Raw genomic sequence first — 19081 nt, forward strand, 5'->3', positions numbered from 1 at the left:
TTAGTATATGAGGTTCTATTAATGAGAACCAGTTTTTACGGTAAACTACCCACAATACATCAATAAGTTAAAAAATAAGCAATGAAACGATTTACTGCTCCCGAGCAATGGTCAACGCAATACCTTACAACGGGTGCCTTTAGTGACCTAGCCACGCTATTTAATATTGATAAACTCTCAGATTGGCCATCTTGCCAGTGGTTTAATCAATATCTAAATGCGAAAACTACACAGGGCAAAGCCATAACCTTTGTTGAAGATGAAAAGTTTGCCGATGAAACCCGTTATTATGAGCAAATCATATTTGAGACAGGGCAAGTACCAACAAGACAACAAAATTGGCATGACCTTTTTGGTGGCTTTATTTGGTGTTTATTCCCAAAAACCAAAGCGCTGATTAATCATCAGCACATTGAAGAAATTAAACTGCATGGTCTAAAAGAGCGTAGTAAACACCGAAACGCACTGACCTTATTTGATGAATGCGGCGTGGTGCTGGCAATTACTGAACAAAGCTGGCAGCAGCAATTACGCGACCACCAATGGCAGCAAGCCTTTGTAGAACAGCGTGAACAGTGGGGTAAAAGCATTAGGCCATTTATGTTTGGCCATGCTAACTACGAAATGCTCACACAGCCTTATATTGGTTTAACGGGGAAAGCATTATTTGTAATTGTTCCTGATGACATATTTTGTAAAGATTTAACCGAGCAATATGCGTATCTAGATCAACGTCTTTATGAGATGATTAAGCATGATGATTGTTTGCGTGATAATAAAAATTTATCACCCTTACCCTTGTTAGGCGTACCGGGATGGTGGACTGACAATGAAAATCCAGAATTTTACAGTAACACTGATTACTTTAGACCGAAACGAAGGAAACGCACATGATTGAAGTGGCAGGGCTTAAAAAGAAGTTTAAGCTAACAAAAGATCATAAAAAAAATAAAACGGATAACGTAGACCCCCGTGAAGATAAAGAGTTTTTTCATTCTGTAAGAGACGTCAGCTTTCAATGTAACAAAGGTGAAGTACTCGGTTTACTCGGCCCAAATGGTGCCGGTAAAACAACCACCCTTAGAATGATTTCAACAGCCTTAAAACCAGATGAAGGCAGCATTACCATCTCTGGTCACGATATCGTTAAAAAGCCATTAGTTGGCCGCAAATCAATTGGATTTCTGTCAGGTAGTACTGGCTTATATGGGCGTTTAACAGTTAAAGAAAACGTTGAATACTTTGCCCGTTTACATGGCATGAGTAAAAAAGCGGTCGCCGCTCGTTGTGATGAGCTATTCACCTTACTTGATATGCACAGCTTTATTGATAAACGCGCCGAAAACCTTTCAACAGGTATGAAGCAAAAAGCCAATATTGCCCGTGCTGTTGTTCATCATCCTGATGTGGTTATTCTTGATGAGCCGACAACTGGTTTAGATATTATGACTACGCAAACCGTCATTAACTTTATTCGCGGCCTTAAAGAGCAGGGCACGCCAGTTATTTTCTCAACGCACCATTTAGATGAAGTTGCCTTACTGTGTGACCGTGTTGCGGTGATAAACCAAGGAATTAGTTGCTTTGATGGCACCTTAGATGGGTTTAAACAAGCAGGTCAAAGTGAAGAATTAAACCAAGCGTTTATGAATATTTTAACGGAGAGCCGTAATGTTTGAAGTATTTAAAAAGGAGTTAAAAGAGCTGTTACGTGACCGTAAAACATTGATATTTGTTGTTGCGTTACCGGTTGCTATCTTTCCATTATTATTTGCTGTTATGGCATTTATTAGTTCACAAGCGGCGTTAGAGGCAGAACAAGAGGTGCATACTTACGCCATTATCAATGGTAACTATGCGCAAGAGTTTACAGATAAGGTGTTTTACCATAAGAGCTTTGCTTTATATAAAGGTGATGAAACCTTTAATACGGTAGAAGATCTCACTAAAGCGGTAAAAGCAGGTACCATAGACATGGGTATCTATTTACCGTCAGACGCTAAGCAAACGTTAGATGATGCAAAGCAAAGTGAATGGCAAGTTGTGTATAACGACGCAAAAGCAATTAACTTCCTATTTGACCGTGTAAAAGAACTGGCAAAAGAATATGGCGATACGCTGCGTACAAACAAACTATTAAGCTTTGGTGTATCAGAAGAGCAGCAAGCCGCTATTATCGAGCCTATTAAAGTGGTGAAGGTCGACACTGCAGATAAACGTGAAAATCTGGGGGAGAAAATTGGTGGGTTTATTCCTTATCTACTTATTCCTCTGGTATTGATGGGCGCAACGTACCCGGCGATTGATTTAGGAGCTGGTGAAAAAGAGCGTGGTACGCTCGAAACCTTGTTACTTACACCAATCACCCGTACACAGCTGGTGTTAGGTAAGTTTGTAACCTTACTTGCTTCTTCTATTGCAACAACCACCATTACCGTACTCAGTATGGGTGTGTGGATATCAGTGGCCATTGCATTTGTAGATTTAGCCGTTGTTAAAAACGCATTTAGCTCTTTAACTGTATTAGATTTAGGGCTAATTTTTGTGCTGTTATTACCTATTGCTGCAATCTTCTCATCATTAGCGTTGGCTATTTCTATCTATGCGCGAACCTTTAAAGAAGCACAAAACTACATGGCACCACTTAGCATGGGTGTAATTTTTCCAATTATGGTTGCCTTAATGCCTAATGTTGAGCTTACGAGCAAAACAGCATTTATTCCTGTGACAAATGTAGCTCTGGCAATCAAAGAAATCATTAAAGGTACAGTTGATTACACACTCGTGGGTTTAATTTTCTTAGCGACAGTCATTGTGGCAGGTGCATTACTTGCGTTTTGTGTTAAATGGTTCAATAAAGAAGATGTACTATTTAGATAGTAAATTACAATAAATTTAAGCCCCGAGTAGGGGCTTTTTACGTTTAGGTCTAGGCTGCATCTTGGTTTTTATCATAAGCAGTCTTTGGTGTAAGTTTGCTAATGTCTGCCGAGTGAATCACTTTTTTAGTTTCACTCCAGTGCAATAACTCTATACGCCCAGAGCTGTTCTCTACTAATGCAGTGCAGTTTTCAATCCAGTCGCCATCATTGCAATATAAAATTCCATCAACCACTTTAACAGCTGGGTGATGAATGTGCCCGCAAATGATGCCATCGACGGCTTGTTTTTTTGCTTCGTGGATGGCCGCTTTTTCAAATGCATCAATAGCTTCACGTGCTTTATGCACGCGTGCTTTGATCCAGGAGGCCAATGACCAATAATTACCGCCAAATAAACGCCGAATGCGATTAGTCCAGCGATTTAAAAATAGTAATAAATCGTATCCTGCATCGCCCGCAATACTGATTAATTTGTTGTAGCGCGTTGCTGAGTCAAAATCGTCACCATGTAACAGTAAAAACCGTTTTTTGGCTTTTGTGGTATGGATATATTGCTTGTGTACTTCGATACCGAATAATGAATCATTAGCATAATGGCGAAAGGTTTCGTCATGGTTTCCTGGTATATAGATCACTCGTGTGCCATCTTTCGCTTTTTGTTGAATAAGCGCAAGTACATCATAATGACTAGGATGCCAAAAAAACTGTCGTTTCATTGACCATAAATCGACAATATCACCGACCAAATACAGAACATCGCATTCAATGGCATTTAAAAAGTCTAGTAAATACTGCGCTTGGCAGTCTTTATAACCTAAGTGAACGTCGGAAATCCAAACGGCAGGATAGTGGGTTTTACTACTGCAAGTGGTGTTATTCATGGCATTTACTCATGGTGTAATAAAGTAAATGCTAGGCAGAATCAATGACAGTTAAAAGACGCTTTAGCGAAACATCTATGACAATTAATAAAACAAAAAAACCGCCGAAGCGGTTTTTTAAATTTTGTTGAGAAGACTTAATTAGCCTTTAACAAGTGCGGCAATTTCAGAAGCGGCACTATCTAAATCAAGCATTAGCTTTTCGCCAGTACGACGGTTTTTAAGCTCAACCTTGTTTTCATCAAGGTTACGCTCACCAATTACTAATGTGAAAGGCACACCTAGTAATTCCATATCGTTAAACATAACACCTGGGCGCTCTTTACGGTCATCAAACAACACATCTAAACCGGCATCTTTCAAGCCTTTGTAAAGGTTATCAGCAATATCAGGAATACGATGAGACTTATGCATGTTCATTGGCACAATCGCTAAATCAAATGGTGCGATAGGTTGCGGCCATTTAATACCGTATTGGTCATTGTTTTGCTCAATAGCGGCAGCTACGATACGTGATACACCAATACCGTAACAACCCATTGTCATTACTTGGTTTTTACCTGTTTCACTTAATACGCCTGCTTTCATTGCTTCTGAGTATTTAGTACCAAGTTGGAAAATATGACCTACTTCAATACCACGTTTGATTTGCAGTGAACCTTGACCACATGGGCTTGGGTCGCCTTCAACGATATTACGGATATCAGCCACTTCGTAGTTTTCTACATCGCGATCCCAGTTGATACCGCTGAAATGTTCACCATCTTTATTAGCTCCTGCTACAAAGTCAGCCATAACGTTAGCTGTGCGATCAACAATAATTGGCATTGATAGACCTACAGGCCCTAAAGAGCCAGGTTTTGCACCAATAGCAGCAACGATGTCTTCTTCTTTTGCCATATCAAGCGGTGAGTCTACAAGCGGATGCTTCTCAGCTTTTAACTCGTTTAATTCATGGTCGCCACGTAATACAAGGGCAACTAAACCACGTTGTTCGTTTTCATCTGGTGCGCCATACACGATTAATGTTTTCACGCCGCGATGAGGTTTAACACCATAGTGCTCTTTAAGCTCAGCAATTGATTTTGCATCAGGCGTTGGGAACGCTTTTAACTCTTTACTTGCTGCTGGGCGCTCTTCAGTCGGTGCCAGTGCTTCTGCTTTTTCGATATTTGCAGCGTAATCACTTGCATCACTAAATGCGATTGCATCTTCGCCTGATTCGGCAAGTACATGGAACTCGTGTGAAACGCTACCACCAATTGAACCTGTATCAGCGATAACAGGGCGGTAATCAAGACCAAGGCGCTCGAAGATGTTGCAGTATGCTTTGTGCATTACTTGGTATGTTTTCTCTAAACACTCATCACTTAAGTGAAAAGAGTACGCATCTTTCATGGTAAATTCACGGGCACGCATTACACCAAAACGAGGGCGAACTTCGTCACGAACTTTTGTTTGTACTTGGTAAAGAGTAAGCGGTAATTGCTTATAAGAGCTCACTTCTTTACGGACAAAATCTGTGATCACTTCTTCGTGTGTTGGGCCAAGTGCAAATGGGCGGTTGTGACGGTCATTAATACGCAGTAATTCAGGGCCGAATTGTTCCCAACGACCAGACTCTTCCCAAAGATCAGCTGGTTGAATAATAGGCATTAACATTTCGATAGCGCCTGCTTTATCCATTTCTTCACGTACGATGTTTTCTACTTTTTTAAGTACGCGTAGACCAGAGGGCAACCATGTATACAAACCCGACGCAACGCGGCGGATCATGCCTGCTCGTAGCATTAATTGATGAGAAACAATTTCTGCATCAGACGGAGTTTCTTTAAGTGTTGCGAGTATATATTGACTGGTACGCATCTCTATTCCAAGTAGTGTTAAAATTATTATCGTTTACTCAAGACGTTTGAGTAATAACAAGGCGCTAAGTTTACCAGTGGAAGCACTGACACTAAAGCGCTATATGCTAAAAACTAGCATTTTTCAATGCAGGTCACTGTATTATGATTGTCCTGAACATGCCACCTAATATTAAAATCATATAAGGTCATGCCGTAGCTTTGTTCTGAGTCACGTTGCTTTTTATAAGCTGGGCGAGGATCTTGCTTTAATACATTGCTTATAAACGCTTTTAATTCAGGTTGCTCAGTTTGCTTTGCAATAAACGCAAGCGCTTCTTCACTAAACTCAACGCTCATATCGGTTTCTGGTCTGGTATCGGCAAAACCTGCGGTGGCATCGGTCATTGCGTCGGAGTAGGGCAAATATGGCTTAATGTCTAAAATAGGTGTGCCATCGAGTAAATCGATACCTGAAAGCAATAAGCTTAATTGACCATTTTTATATTCAATGCCTTCAAGTTTTACAGCACTCATGCCTATAGCATTTGGGCGAAAGGTTGCACGTGTTGCAAATACACCTTTACGTTCATTACCGCCTAGGCGAGGGGGTCTCACCATTGCTGAGTAACCTTTATCTGCGGTTTCATGAAATCTAAATAACAGCCAAATATGGCTAAATTCATCGAGGCCGCGTACAAACTCTTCACGATTAAAATCGCTGCTGAATACCAGCTTTGCTTTAGCCTCAGGAACCAAACGAGGTTGGCGAGGTATGGCAAACTTTTGTTTATAAGGAGATTGAATATGGCCGACGGCAGTTAATTGGTATTCGCTCATTGTGCATTGTCGTTAAGAAAATCTGCCGACATTTTACATGCATTACATGCAAACACAAAAAAGGCAGTCGAGACTGCCCTTTAATATTTAGACTACGCAGTCTAAATTAAAACATGTATTGGAATGATACAGACGCAACGTCCATATCTGGGTCAATATCATCTTCTAATTTATAGCGCTCATACTCTAAACGTACTTGCATGTTTGTTGTGAAAGCATATTCTACACCTGCACCATAAAATACATCACCGCCATCAGAGTCAGCACTGATGCTGCCAAGCTCGCCTAGGTCTTGCTCAATTTCAGCATCCCACTCTAGCCAACCACCTTTGGCATAAACAGAAAAGCTATCTGTAATTGGGGCTGCTAAGCGTGCTGCTAGTGAAACACCGTCAATTTCAGCTTTAGAATCGATATCGCTTACTTCATCAAAATTTTGATAGGCAAGTTCAAGGCTTAAGTACTTGTTAAACTGAGTACCAATATAGCCTTTTAGCATTTGTGAATCGTCATCGAAGTCAGTGTCATTTTCACTGTCTTCAAACTCAAAAGAATATTGGCCGTAGCCGATACCGGTATAAATACGCGGAGAATCCATTTCGGTAATATCTGCATGTGCAGCATTATTAAAACCTAGTAGTGCTAAAGAAAGTGCAGAAAGTGAAATTGCTTTAATCATTTAATAGCTCCTTTATAAAATAAATAAACGAATGTTTTGCGTCATTCACAAGGAGTATAGCAATGGCTATGCCAAGCTGAAAATAAAGCCTAAAGTATTGTTTTTAGGCTTTATTAAGTGGTTTTTTAAACAGTTTGTTGAAACTGTAATCAGGCATTCAGTTTGGCAGTCGTAACAATTTCAGGGTGCTCTGTAGAAGTTACTAGGTGCAGTTTTTAAATCGGTTTAGTTTTATGCTTTTTGTAATAGGGTTTCTGTTTCTATCGCGATCTCTTTCATTTTTATCGCATAGTTTTCGATTTTCTTTTCTTCGTCTGTTACGGCTGTATATGAAGGTACTTCAATTGGGTAGCCTGCTTCATCCATTGCAATAAAACTTATAACACAATGATTGGTTTCAACTAGATTTTGTGTTTTAGGGTCGCCGCAGCGTACTTGAATAAAGATTTGCATACTGGTTTTACCCGTGTGGGCGATACTGGCTTTCACTTCGACTATTTGGCCAACCAAAATAGGGCGCTGAAACTTTACACCCGCAACTGAGACCGTTACGCAGTAGTGACCGCTCCAACCTGCAGCACAGGCGTAACCAGCTTGGTCAATCCACTTCATTACCACACCACCATGAACTTTACCGCCAAAATTGACATCGGTAGGCTCAGCTAAAAAACGAAAGGTTACACTTGAAGACGGCATACTTTACTCACTTTTATAAAACACGACACTTTCAGCATAGCCTAAAAAAGGGGCCGAAGCCCCTGCAATTTAGGATAAATTTTAATTAAATGAGTAACGTGCGTTACATATTAGGGTAGTTTGGCCCGCCTGCTCCCTCAGGTGTTACCCAAGTAATGTTTTGACTTGGGTCTTTTATGTCGCAGGTTTTACAGTGCACACAGTTTTGTGAGTTGATCACAAACTCTTTCTCACCTTCAACTTCTTGTACTTCGTAAACCCCCGCAGGGCAATATCGTTGTGCTGGCTCATCGAATTGCGGTAAATTGACCTTAATTGGAATCGAGTTATCTTTAAGCTTTAAATGGCATGGCTGCGATTCTTCATGATTGGTATTTGATAAAAATACCGATGAAAGTTTATCGAAGCTAAGTTTGCCATCTGCTTTTGGGTAGTCGATTTTTTCAGCCTGATCAGCTGCAACCAACGTTGCATGATCTGGCATGTTATCTTCAAAGTTAAACGGTAAGCTACCACCAAATAAGTTTTGATCTAGGGTGTTATAAGCACCACCTAAGAACTTACCGAGTTTGTGCATAACAGGGCCAAAGTTACGTGATTGATAAAGCTCTTTGTATGCCCAGCTTTGTTCAAAAGCTGATTTATATTCAGCTAAATCGGCATTTTCTTTACCGTTGCTAAGAGCTGCTACTATCACATCAGCGGCAACCATGCCTGATTTCATCGCTGTATGATTACCTTTGATCTTGGCAAAGTTCAATGTGCCCGCATCACAACCTACAAGTAAACCACCCGGGAAGTGCATTTTCGGTAAAGAACGCAGGCCACCTTTGGCAATAGCTCTTGCGCCATAGGCTATGCGTTCACCGCCTTCTAAAACATCTTTAAAAACAGGGTGATGCTTCATGCGTTGGAATTCATCAAACGGGCTTAAATGTGGGTTTGAATAGTTAAGGTCAACAATTAAGCCAACCACAACCTGATTGTTGTCGCTGTGATACATAAATGCACCACCACTGGTATTACCAGTTAACGGCCAGCCTGTACCATGTACTACAGTGCCTTCTTTGTGTTTACTCGGGTCGATTTGCCAAATTTCTTTGAAACCTAAACCGTAATGCTGTGGTGATGCATCTTTATCAAGAGCAAAGTGTTTGATTAGTTCTTTACCTAAATGACCGCGGCAGCCTTCAGCAAATACGGTGTATTTAGCTCTAAGCTCCATACCAGGCATGTAACCATCTTTTTCGTTGCCGTCTTTATCAAGGCCCATATCGCCAGTGATAATGCCTTTCACTGTTTCGTCTTCAATAATCAAAGAATGCGCACTAAAGCCAGGGAATATTTCTACCCCTAGGTTTTCCGCTTGCTCTGCTAAAAAGCGACATACATTACCCATAGAGACAATGTAATTGCCTTCGTTATGGAATGTTTTAGGGCTAGCAAAGTGGGGGATGCTGGTGGCTTTTTCACTGTTATTGAACCAGTAAATATCATCTTGCGTTACTTTAGTGGTAACTGGAGCGCCTAATGACTGCCAATCAGGTAATAATTCATCCAGCGCTTTGGTTTCGAAAACCGCACCCGATAAAATGTGTGCGCCCACCTCAGAGCCTTTTTCTACCACACAGATCATTAATTCTTGTTGTTTTTCTTGTGCTTGTTGAGCCAATCTAATCGCAGTTGATAAACCTGCTGGGCCTGCGCCTACGATGACTACATCAAATTCCATGGTTTCGCGTTCGACCATATAAACCTCTTCTCGGTGACGGACCTGCTGTAAAGAACCTTATTTCATACTTGCAAATGAAACGTTACAGGCTGTGAATACTTTAAGGTTATTTTAGGTTGACGTTTACGTCAACAGGAAGTAGTCTGAATTCATAAAATAAATAAGTTGACGCCAAGGTCAACTTTGAGAACACACAATTGATGGAGTCACGATGAAAGTCCTCGTTCCAATTAAAAGAGTAATTGACTACAACGTCAAAGCACGCGTTAAAGCCGATAAAACGGATGTTGATCTAGCTAATGTAAAAATGGCGATGAACCCGTTTTGTGAAATTGCAATTGAAGAAGCTATTCGTTTAAAAGAAGCAGGGACGGCCACTGAGGTTGTTGCTGTGACTATTGGTAATAAATCATCTCAAGAGCAATTACGTACGGCCTTAGCACTTGGTGCCGATAAAGCCATTCATATTGAAACAGAAGAAAAGCTTGAATCTTTACATGTAGCTAAATTACTGAGCAAGATTGTAGAGCAAGAATCACCTGAGCTGGTTATTTTAGGTAAGCAATCGATTGACTCTGACAACAATCAAACCGGTCAAATGCTTGCTGCTTTAACGGGTCGTGGCCAAGGCACCTTTGCATCTAAAGTCGATGTTCAAGCGGGTACCGTTAATGTAACACGTGAAGTAGACGGTGGCTTGCAAACAGTTGCTCTTAAACTTCCTGCTATCGTAACCACAGACTTACGTTTAAATGAACCACGCTATGCTTCATTGCCAAACATTATGAAGGCAAAACGCAAGCCTCTTGATGTAATTGCTGCTGATAGTCTAGGTGTAGACCTTGCGCCTCGTGTACAGCTGGTAGAAGTAAATGAGCCAGAAAAACGCAGTGGCGGCATCATCGTAGAAGATGTAGCAACATTGGTAGAAAAGTTAAAAACAGAAGCGAAGGTGATCTAAATGAAAACATTAGTGATAGCCGAACACGATAAAGGTGTTCTAAAGCCTGAAACGAATAAAACGATTACTGCTGCTGTTAAACTAGGCTTTGATGTAGATTTACTACTTGCAGGCGAAAACTTATCAGCAATGAGTGAACAAGCAGCATCAATTGCAGGTGTTAGTAACGTACTTATTGCCGATGATGCAGCTTATGCTAATCAACTTGCAGAAAACCTAGCTGATCTAGTTTTATCTTTAGCTGATAACTATTCACACATTGTCGCAAGCGCAACAACAACGGGTAAAAACTTTATGCCACGTGTTGCTGCACTTTTAGATGTTGCGCAAATCTCTGAAATCATCGACGTTATTGATGCAGATACTTTTAAGCGTCCTATTTATGCAGGTAATGCAATTGCGACAGTTAAATCACTAGATAGCAAAAAAGTGATTACTGTTCGTGCAAGTAGCTTTGATATTGCACAAGAGCAAGCGCCAGTAGCTGTAACGAGTGTTACTGGTAAAGGTTCTGTTGGTCTGAGTGAGTTTGTATCAGAAGAACAAACTGAATCAGAACGTCCTGAGCTTACTGCAGCACCTGTGGTTATTTCAGGTGGTCGTGGTATGCAAAATGGTGAAAACTTTGCGTTATTAAATGGTATTGCCGATAAACTAGGTGCAGCGATTGGTGCTTCACGTGCTGCTGTTGATGCGGGCTTTGTACCAAACGATATGCAAGTCGGTCAAACAGGTAAAATTGTTGCCCCAGATTTATATATTGCTGTGGGTATTAGTGGTGCGATTCAACACTTAGCGGGTATGAAAGACTCAAAAGTGATTGTTGCCATCAACAAAGACCCTGATGCGCCAATTTTCCAAGTTGCTGACTATGGTTTAGTTGCTGATTTATTTGATGTGTTACCAGAGCTTGAAAGCGCTCTGTAATTCATAACGATTCTGGTTGTTAAAAGCTGTTCACCTTTTTAGGTGCGCAGCTTTTTTTATATTTACGAAGCTATTTTACTGGAAGGTAGCCAATATCGAGCATTTTTTGATGTATCTTTTTTGACTTTATAAATACAGCTAATTTGTCACCTATTTTCTTTGAACGCGGTGATTGTGTATTAACTATCAATACCAATGGGCGAACAAAAGCGTATTCTCCACTTTGAATTGTTTCGATAGACGGGCTAACGCCATCAATTGCTAATAAACTCACTTTATTTATTCTTCTATCGTTTTCAAGCTTGGTTATTGCTCCATATGAATCATAAGCAATAGCATTTTGTATTCGTTGCACAATTCCCAGCGCTTGATTAAATTGATCGTATAATTCAACTTTTTGTTCAGAAAATAGGCCTCTATTTCCAGCATTTTTTAGGCGAATAAAATTACTGTCTGGTTCTTTGATGTAATCAAGCTGTAAATACTCTAAAAACACATCAAAACTGCCGTGCGTTGTGCCTTTGCTGAAAAGCAAAATCTCATCATTTTTACTACTAAGTTTCGGAGTATGCGGAGAAACATCTGACCACTTAGTGAGCTTACCCTGATATATAGCACTGAGTGTACTAGTTGATAACTCATCGATATTGAGGTTTTTATTTACAAAAAAAGTGATCGCATCTTGTGCTAAAACAATTTGCCGTAAAAAGGGCCATCTTTGCTGTTCATCTTTGGTGAGGTATCGGGAGCTTGTGCCTATATCGATGACATTATCTGCAATTGCGATAATTCCTTTATCGCTACCCATAGGTCTTATTTGTATGCTATTACCAAATTCTTGACTTAATTCGCTCTTAAGATCTATTAATAATGTAGAAACAGAAGTTGATCCTGCAATAAAAATAGGCTTTGCGTTTAAGTCTTCTTCTAGTGCCGTGACTTTGCATGCGATTAATGATGAGGTTACTAGTAAAATGGTCTGAATAGCGCGAAAGTGCATAATAAAATGAGCTCTTAATTATTAGACTACTTTCAATATAGGCTATTTATTTATGTTTGCTAAATCTCTACCAGATTTTTTATATATTATAGTGTGTTAGCAATAAAAAAGCCGCTCGAAAGCGGCTTTTAAATTGTATAGCGTTGCTTATTAGTAAGTCGCGCTGCCTTTTGTACGTGGGAAAGCGATAACGTCACGTACGTTACCCATACCGGTAACATATGCAACTAAACGCTCAAAACCTAGACCAAAACCTGAGTGCGGTACAGTGCCGTATTTACGTAGGTCGCGGTACCAGCTGTAATCTTCTTTGTTTAAGCCCATTTCTTCTAGACGCTTATCTAATACATCTAGACGCTCTTCACGTTGAGAGCCACCGATGATTTCACCAATACCTGGTGCAACTACGTCCATTGCAGCGACTGTTTTGCCGTCTTCGTTTTGACGCATGTAGAAGGCTTTAATATCACGCGGGTAGTTTTTGATAACTACTGGTGCGTTAAAATGCTCTTCAGCAAGGTAGCGTTCGTGCTCAGATTGTAAATCTACACCCCATTCAACAGGGTATTCGAATTTCTTGCCACACGCTTTTAAGATTTCGATAGCATCTGTGTAATCAACTTGCGCGAAATCTTTAGTTACGAACTCTTCTAAGCGTGAGATAGCTGTTTTCTCAACACGTTGTGCAAAGAATTCCATATCGTCACGACGCTCAGTTAATACTGCATTGAAAACATATTTCAGCATGTCTTCAGCAAGTTTTGCGATATCTTCTAAATCTGCGAATGCAACTTCAGGTTCAACCATCCAAAACTCTGCTAAGTGACGAGATGTGTTTGAGTTTTCAGCACGGAAAGTCGGGCCAAAAGTATAGATTTTTGACATTGCAGATGCGTATGTCTCACCATTTAACTGACCAGATACTGTTAAGAATGCTTCTTTACCAAAGAAATCTTCACTGTAATCGATGTCGCCTTTATCTGTGCGTGGCAAGTTTTGCATATCTAAAGTAGATACACGGAACATTTCACCGGCGCCTTCACAGTCACTAGCAGTGATGATAGGTGTGCTGATCCAATAGTAGCCTTGCTCGTGATAAAAACGGTGAATCGCTTGTGCTAAACAGTTACGTACACGTGTCACTGCACCCATGATGTTAGTACGAGGGCGAAGGTGTGCGTGCTCACGTAAATATTCAATGCTATGACGCTTCGCAGACATAGGGTAGGTGTCTGGATTCTCAACCCAACCTAATACTTCTACAGAGTTAGCTTGGATTTCGAAAGACTGACCTTGACCTGCAGATGGCACAAGAACGCCGGTTACAGATACAGAACAACCTGCAGTTAAACGTGTTACTTCATCATAATTATTGAGTGAATTAGGTACCACCGCTTGAATAGGATCAAAACACGAACCGTCATGAACGGCTAAAAATGAAATTCCTGCTTTTGAATCGCGGCGTGTACGGATCCAGCCTTTTACTGTTACTTGGCTGTCTACCGCAACCTTGCCTTTTAATAGCTCTGAAATCGCTAAATGGCTCATCTTCACTCCAATGATATAAGTTGCCTAATATAATAATGCTGTGCATTGCACTTGAATCGACTATCTTACCCTCGTAAATCAAATAAAAAAACTATTGAGGCGTACTCTTTAGTAGTTTTTCTTCAATTGAGTAAAATAGCAGCAATATTTTGCGTAAAATTTGCGTTTATTTAAATTCTCGCTGCGCTAATTGGTTATTTTGTGGCATTATTAACAATTACTGTCCCTTAGTCTTTAATTAAATTGTATAACAGGTGCTATGAAACAAGTTTTTATTCTTCGCGGCTTACCAGGCTCAGGTAAATCATATTACGCACAAAGCCTTGCTGATGAGTTGGTAGCTGGTAATGAAAGTGATTATGTCGTGTGCGCAACAGATGATTATTTTTACAATAGCGAAGGTGAGTATCAATTTGATAAGTACAAGTTACCTGAGTATCACAATCTAAACCTTGCACGCTTTATTAATGCCTTAGCAGAAGAAATTCCGTTAGTAATTGTTGATAACACTAATATTAAAAAATGGGAATTTATCGCCTACGCACAAGCGGCTACTGCACTGGGTTATCAAGTAAAAGAAGTGATCGTTGGTGAAATTAAAGATAAATCATTACAGCATCTTTACGCTAAGCGCTGCGAACATAAAGTACCGCTTCGCATGATCAGTAAAATGGCTTATATGTTTGAATGGTAAAGTTTAAAGAAAAGGAAGCATCAGCTTCCTTTTTAGCAATACGCCTGTTGTTCAATGGCTGCATAAATAGCGTTACACAACTTAGTTAAGCTTTGTTCGTCGCTTATGTAAGGCGGCATCAAGTAAATTAAATTACCAAACGGGCGTATCCACACACCTTGCTCGATAAAAAAGCGTTGAATCTTTGCTACATCTACACTTCTATTAAGCTCTACAACACCAATTGCCCCCAATGTTCGCACATCAGCGACTGCATCGAGCTGCTTACACTTAGCAAGCTGGGTTGTTAGAACATCATTTATATGTTCAATTTGCTCTTGCCACGGTTGATCGAGCAGTAAATTAATACTTGCGCAGGCTGTAGCACAGGCAAGCGGGTTACCCATAAATGTTGGGCCATGCATTAATACGCCGGCTTCACCTTCACTAATGCCAACAGCGATTTTGTTGGTGGTTAATGTTGCTGATAGGGTCATCATGCCGCCCGTTAATGCTTTGCCAATACATAAAATATCAGGCTCTATGTTGGCGTGCTCAACAGCGAACAAGGTGCCAGTGCGGCCAAAGCCTGTGGCGATTTCATCACAAATAAGTAAAACATCATACTTATCACACAGAATGCGTAGGTGCTTTAAGTAATCAGGGTGGTAAAAATTCATGCCCCCAGCATTTTGAACTATGGGTTCAATGATAAATGCCGCAACATCTTGGTGGTGAGCTGCAAAGTAGCTTTCAAGCGTATCAGCTTCAGCAGGGCTAAACTCGCCATTAAATTTAGCACTTGGCGCAGGTACAAAAACATGTTCAGGTAAAAATCCTGAGTACATACTGTGCATTGAATTAACCGGATCGCAAACGCTCATCGCCGCAAAGGTATCGCCATGGTAGCCCTTAAGCGGCGTCATTAATTTTTGTTTGCTGGTGTAACCTTGGCTAAGCCAGTACTGCAAGGCCATTTTTATTGCAACTTCAACACTCACAGAGCCACTGTCGGCTAAGAACACCTTATCGAGTGACTCAGGTGTGATACTGACTAGCTTTTTACATAGCTCAACAGCAGGCTCATGAGTTAAACCACCAAACATGACATGACTCATTTTGCTAACTTGCTGGGTGATTGCTTCATTTAAAACAGGGTGGCAGTAACCATGGATGGCACTCCACCAAGAGGCCATACCATCTATTAGGCTTTCGCCAGTTTCTAAGAAAATACGATTTGTATTGGCATGACTGACTGGGTAAACGGGAAGGGGCTGAGTCATAGAAGTATAAGGATGCCAAATATGCTCACGATCAAAATCTAAATCTATTGGTTGTTTATTGCTCATATGTAAACTTTATATCACTTCGATTCGTTGACAATGTTACGTCAAGTCGTAGACTAAGCCAATCAAACCGTCCCAATAATTTAAAAAAAGAGACTATTATGGAGCACGCAGTTGTCCGTCACGATTGGACTCACCAAGAAGTAAAAGCATTATTCGAAATGCCGTTCAATGATTTGTTATTTAAAGCGGCCAGTGTGCATCGTGAAAACTTCAACCCAAATGAAGTACAAATTTCTACTTTGTTATCGATTAAAACCGGTGCTTGCCCAGAAGATTGTAAATATTGTCCTCAGTCAGGTCATTATAAAACAGACTTAGACCGTGAACGCCTTATGGAAGTAGAAAAAGTGGTTGAGCAAGCGCGTGTTGCCAAAGAAAAAGGCGCAACCCGTTTTTGTATGGGGGCTGCGTGGTCTGATCCGAAAGAACGTGACATGCCTTATATTTCAAAAATGGTAAAAGAGGTTAAAGAGCTCGGCCTTGAAACCTGTATGACCCTTGGCATGCTAGATAACGAAAAAGCCCATGCATTAAAAGACGCGGGTCTTGATTACTACAACCATAACCTAGATACCTCACCTGAGTATTACCAACAGATCATTACAACACGAACTTACCAAGACCGTTTAAACACCATCGATAATGTGCGCGATGCGGGCATGAAAGTATGCTCTGGCGGTATTGTTGGTATGGGCGAGCAGGCAGCTGACCGTTTTGGTTTATTAATGCAATTAGCTAATTTGCCGCAGCAGCCAGAGAGTGTGCCAATTAATATGTTGGTTAAGGTTAAAGGCACGCCACTTGAAGATGTTGAAGACTTAGACCATTTTGAGTTTATTCGTACCATTGCTGTTGCACGTATCATGATGCCGAAAAGCTATGTTCGTTTATCAGCTGGTCGTACGGCGATGAATGAACAAATGCAATCTATGTGTTTCTTTGCTGGAGCTAATTCAATTTTCTACGGTGATAAACTACTGACTACAGAAAACCCTGAAGCAGACGCAGACATGATGCTGATTAAAAAGTTAGGCATGAACCCAGAAACCCGTGAAGATTACTCAGATGAAGCAGTAGAAGCATCACTTTCATCAAAAGTTGCTGATAAAGCAACATCTGAACTATTTTACGAAGCGTAATATTTAAATGGCTTTTGATTTTATTGCCGAGCATCTTGTTGAGCGACAAGCAGATGCATTACTGAGAAAGCGTCAACTTGTTGAGCAATCAAGCGGGCGCTTTATTCAGGTTGCAGGCAAACAGTATTTAAATTTTGCCAGTAATGACTACCTTGGCTTTGCTGATGATTTTATTGAAATACATGCGCAGCATCTAGGTAGCCACAGTTCAGCATTAGTAAATGGTTATAATAAACCACAACAACAGCTTGAGCAGCGTTTATGCGAGTTATTAGGCTACGAAAGCGCCATGTTATTTAATAGCGGATTTAGTGCTAATAGCAGCGTATTAAAAGCGTTGTTTCAAGATAAAACCGTGGCGCAATCATCGGCAATTTTTCAAGATAAGCTTAATCATGCCAGCCTTATAGATGGCGGCCTTCATTCTGCTGCTGCTATGGTGCGGTTTAATCATAACGACCTTAGGCACTTAGAATCTCGGTTACAAAAGTCAAAAGCAAAGCATAAGCTTATAGTGAGCGAAGGGGTATTTTCGATGGATGGCGATCAAGCCCCCATTGAAGCACTCTGTAAACTCGCTAAAAAATACAACGCGTGGCTGATGATTGACGATGCTCATGGCTTTGGCGTATTGGGCGAGCAAGGTTTAGGCAGTTGTGAGTCAATCAAGCCTGATTTACTGATCATCACCTTTGGCAAAGCACTAGCAAGTAGTGGTGCTTGCCTGCTTGCATCAAAACAAATGATTGATTACATGCTGCAGTTTAATCGCGAATACATTTATTCAACGGCGATGTCACCACTGATGGCAAGTTATACTCTAGAGCGACTCGAAAAGTTATTAAATGCGGATAAGAGACGCGCTCAGCTTTCAGAGAATATTGCCTACTTTAGAGCGCTTACCAAAGAGCATAACTTAGCATTGATGGAATCAACAACGGCTATTCAGCCTTTGGTATTGGGCGATGCAGAACACACGCTTGCCGTTGCTAATAAGCTTAAAGGTAAAGGCGTGTGGTTAACCGCTATTCGACCACCCACGGTTCCTTTTAATACGGCACGACTAAGAGTAACCATAAGTAGCGCACATCAAGCAGACGATATAAAACAGCTGGTTGATTCGCTAGTGGAGTGTTTATGAGTGTTCAACTGCAAGCGCCTTTAAGCTTTCAACACAGTAATAAGCTAACAACACAAACTAAGTTCTCTAAAGCAGCTGCAAATTACGCGAGCCATGCTAATGTTCAAAAACAAGCGGCTGCGCACTTATTTAAAATGATGGCAAGTAAACATCAGCAGGGTACTTGCCTTGATTTAGGGGCTGGGCCTTTAGTTAACACAGCAATGCTTAAAACACATTTTGATACTGTATTAGCAATGGATTTAAGTCATTCCATGCTAAGCACAGAGCAAAACCCGCGTTGTTTAAAAGTGTGTGCTGATATGGATAACCTACCATTACAGCAAAACTCCCTTGATTGTGTGTTTAGTAATTTTGCAATGCAATGGTCTGCTGACTTAGAGGCACTATTTAAAAATCTTTTTTCTGCATTAAAAGCGGGCGGTAAGGTTTATTTAAGCTGCGTGGTAGATGGATCGCTCAAAGAGATCAAACAGGCTTTTGCTTGTTTAGACGAGCAAAACCATATTAATCAGTTTCATAGTGCTAGTCACATTATTGAGTATGCAAAATTGGCGGGGTTTAAACTGAATTTTGCAGCCGATAGATGTTATATAGATGCCTATAACTCTCCCTTAGAAGCACTGCGCTCGATAAAAGCGATTGGTGCTACTTCATTGCAAACTAAGCAAAAGCGCCAAGGGTTATTAACAAGGCAGGCACTTAATAGTGTTTGTAAGGCATACCCTCTGGTTGATGGGGATGCTAGAGTGAGCTATCAAGTTGTCCTTTTAGAACTAGAAAAATAGA

18 protein-coding genes are annotated in these 19081 nt (G+C 40.6%); 9 read left to right on the plus strand and 9 right to left on the minus strand.

All coding sequences use genetic code 11. From position 1 onward, the window contains the following. The first annotated feature begins 81 nt into the window (after positions 1–81). Genes IRQ78_RS04075 through IRQ78_RS04085 form a run of 3 tightly spaced genes read left to right on the plus strand, consistent with a single transcriptional unit; the run spans position 82 to position 2880 of the window. Positions 82–894 carry a DUF3025 domain-containing protein gene (locus IRQ78_RS04075; protein WP_054553918.1) on the plus strand — a complete coding sequence of 271 codons (813 nt, stop codon included), beginning with the start codon at positions 82–84 and terminating at the stop codon, positions 892–894. Next, positions 891–1679 (plus strand): ABC transporter ATP-binding protein, encoded by a 789-nt coding sequence (locus tag IRQ78_RS04080; protein ID WP_166340065.1) that lies wholly within the window; start codon positions 891–893, stop codon positions 1677–1679. The genes IRQ78_RS04075 and IRQ78_RS04080 overlap by 4 nt, the downstream gene beginning before the upstream one ends. After that, positions 1672–2880 carry an ABC transporter permease gene (locus IRQ78_RS04085; protein WP_055198354.1) on the plus strand — a complete coding sequence of 403 codons (1209 nt, stop codon included), beginning with the start codon at positions 1672–1674 and terminating at the stop codon, positions 2878–2880. Before IRQ78_RS04080 ends, IRQ78_RS04085 begins: the two co-directional genes overlap by 8 nt. Positions 2881–2929: 49 nt before the next feature. Here IRQ78_RS04085 and IRQ78_RS04090 read toward each other — a convergent pair whose 3' ends face one another. The 6 genes from IRQ78_RS04090 to IRQ78_RS04115 all read right to left on the minus strand — a co-directional run bounded on the left by IRQ78_RS04090 (position 2930) and on the right by IRQ78_RS04115 (position 9572). Beyond that, on the minus strand, positions 2930–3763 hold the full coding sequence (locus IRQ78_RS04090; protein WP_166340069.1) for a UDP-2,3-diacylglucosamine diphosphatase: 834 nt from the start codon (positions 3761–3763) through the stop codon (positions 2930–2932). Positions 3764–3904: 141 nt separating this feature from the next. Beyond that, a complete protein-coding gene (locus IRQ78_RS04095; protein WP_194441433.1) occupies positions 3905–5629 on the minus strand; it encodes a proline--tRNA ligase in 1725 nt (574 codons plus the stop codon). A gap of 113 nt (positions 5630–5742) precedes the next feature. Beyond that, positions 5743–6447 (minus strand): tRNA (N6-threonylcarbamoyladenosine(37)-N6)-methyltransferase TrmO, encoded by a 705-nt coding sequence (tsaA, locus tag IRQ78_RS04100; protein ID WP_194441434.1) that lies wholly within the window; start codon positions 6445–6447, stop codon positions 5743–5745. A 106-nt stretch (positions 6448–6553) separates the two neighbouring features. Continuing rightward, complete coding sequence (locus tag IRQ78_RS04105; protein ID WP_055198360.1) at positions 6554–7126, minus strand: outer membrane beta-barrel protein; 573 nt, start codon at positions 7124–7126, stop codon at positions 6554–6556. A 231-nt stretch (positions 7127–7357) separates the two neighbouring features. After that, on the minus strand, positions 7358–7822 hold the full coding sequence (locus IRQ78_RS04110; RefSeq protein WP_054561436.1) for an acyl-CoA thioesterase: 465 nt from the start codon (positions 7820–7822) through the stop codon (positions 7358–7360). 103 nt (positions 7823–7925) lie between these two features. Then, complete coding sequence (locus IRQ78_RS04115) at positions 7926–9572, minus strand: electron transfer flavoprotein-ubiquinone oxidoreductase (protein WP_194441435.1); 1647 nt, start codon at positions 9570–9572, stop codon at positions 7926–7928. 193 nt (positions 9573–9765) lie between these two features. Here IRQ78_RS04115 and IRQ78_RS04120 point away from each other — a divergent pair, with 193 nt between their 5' ends. Next, on the plus strand, positions 9766–10515 hold the full coding sequence (locus tag IRQ78_RS04120) for an electron transfer flavoprotein subunit beta/FixA family protein (protein ID WP_063705098.1): 750 nt from the start codon (positions 9766–9768) through the stop codon (positions 10513–10515). Further along, entirely contained in the window at positions 10516–11442 is a 927-nt protein-coding gene (locus IRQ78_RS04125; protein ID WP_054553908.1) for an electron transfer flavoprotein subunit alpha/FixB family protein, read from the plus strand. Between the two features lie 70 nt (positions 11443–11512). Here IRQ78_RS04125 and IRQ78_RS04130 read toward each other — a convergent pair whose 3' ends face one another. Both IRQ78_RS04130 and asnS read right to left on the minus strand, forming a co-directional pair. Further along, a complete protein-coding gene (locus IRQ78_RS04130; protein WP_194441436.1) occupies positions 11513–12442 on the minus strand; it encodes a PstS family phosphate ABC transporter substrate-binding protein in 930 nt (309 codons plus the stop codon). A gap of 150 nt (positions 12443–12592) precedes the next feature. Continuing rightward, entirely contained in the window at positions 12593–13990 is a 1398-nt protein-coding gene (asnS, locus tag IRQ78_RS04135) for an asparagine--tRNA ligase (protein WP_054553906.1), read from the minus strand. 259 nt (positions 13991–14249) lie between these two features. Between asnS and IRQ78_RS04140 the strand changes: the two genes are divergently transcribed. Continuing rightward, the gene (locus IRQ78_RS04140; RefSeq protein WP_054553905.1) at positions 14250–14684 is read left to right on the plus strand and encodes an ATP-binding protein; all 435 of its coding nucleotides are present in this window, start codon (positions 14250–14252) and stop codon (positions 14682–14684) included. A 32-nt stretch (positions 14685–14716) separates the two neighbouring features. On the opposite strand, the gene bioA is transcribed toward IRQ78_RS04140, so the two are convergent. Further along, positions 14717–16012, minus strand: a complete 1296-nt coding sequence (gene bioA, locus IRQ78_RS04145) for an adenosylmethionine--8-amino-7-oxononanoate transaminase (protein WP_194441437.1) — start codon at positions 16010–16012, stop codon at positions 14717–14719. Positions 16013–16110: 98 nt separating this feature from the next. Here bioA and bioB point away from each other — a divergent pair, with 98 nt between their 5' ends. The 3 genes from bioB to IRQ78_RS04160 are packed head-to-tail and all read left to right on the plus strand — an operon-like array spanning position 16111 to position 19080. Continuing rightward, positions 16111–17151: a biotin synthase BioB gene (gene bioB, locus IRQ78_RS04150; RefSeq protein WP_175081914.1), complete on the plus strand. Its 1041-nt coding sequence runs from the start codon at positions 16111–16113 to the stop codon at positions 17149–17151. 7 nt (positions 17152–17158) lie between these two features. Beyond that, positions 17159–18292 carry an aminotransferase class I/II-fold pyridoxal phosphate-dependent enzyme gene (locus IRQ78_RS04155; RefSeq protein ID WP_194441438.1) on the plus strand — a complete coding sequence of 378 codons (1134 nt, stop codon included), beginning with the start codon at positions 17159–17161 and terminating at the stop codon, positions 18290–18292. Further along, positions 18289–19080: a methyltransferase domain-containing protein gene (locus IRQ78_RS04160; protein WP_194441439.1), complete on the plus strand. Its 792-nt coding sequence runs from the start codon at positions 18289–18291 to the stop codon at positions 19078–19080. Before IRQ78_RS04155 ends, IRQ78_RS04160 begins: the two co-directional genes overlap by 4 nt. Position 19081 lies beyond the last annotated feature (1 nt).

This window comes from Pseudoalteromonas simplex (assembly GCF_015278155.1).
Taxonomy (GTDB): domain Bacteria; phylum Pseudomonadota; class Gammaproteobacteria; order Enterobacterales; family Alteromonadaceae; genus Pseudoalteromonas; species Pseudoalteromonas simplex.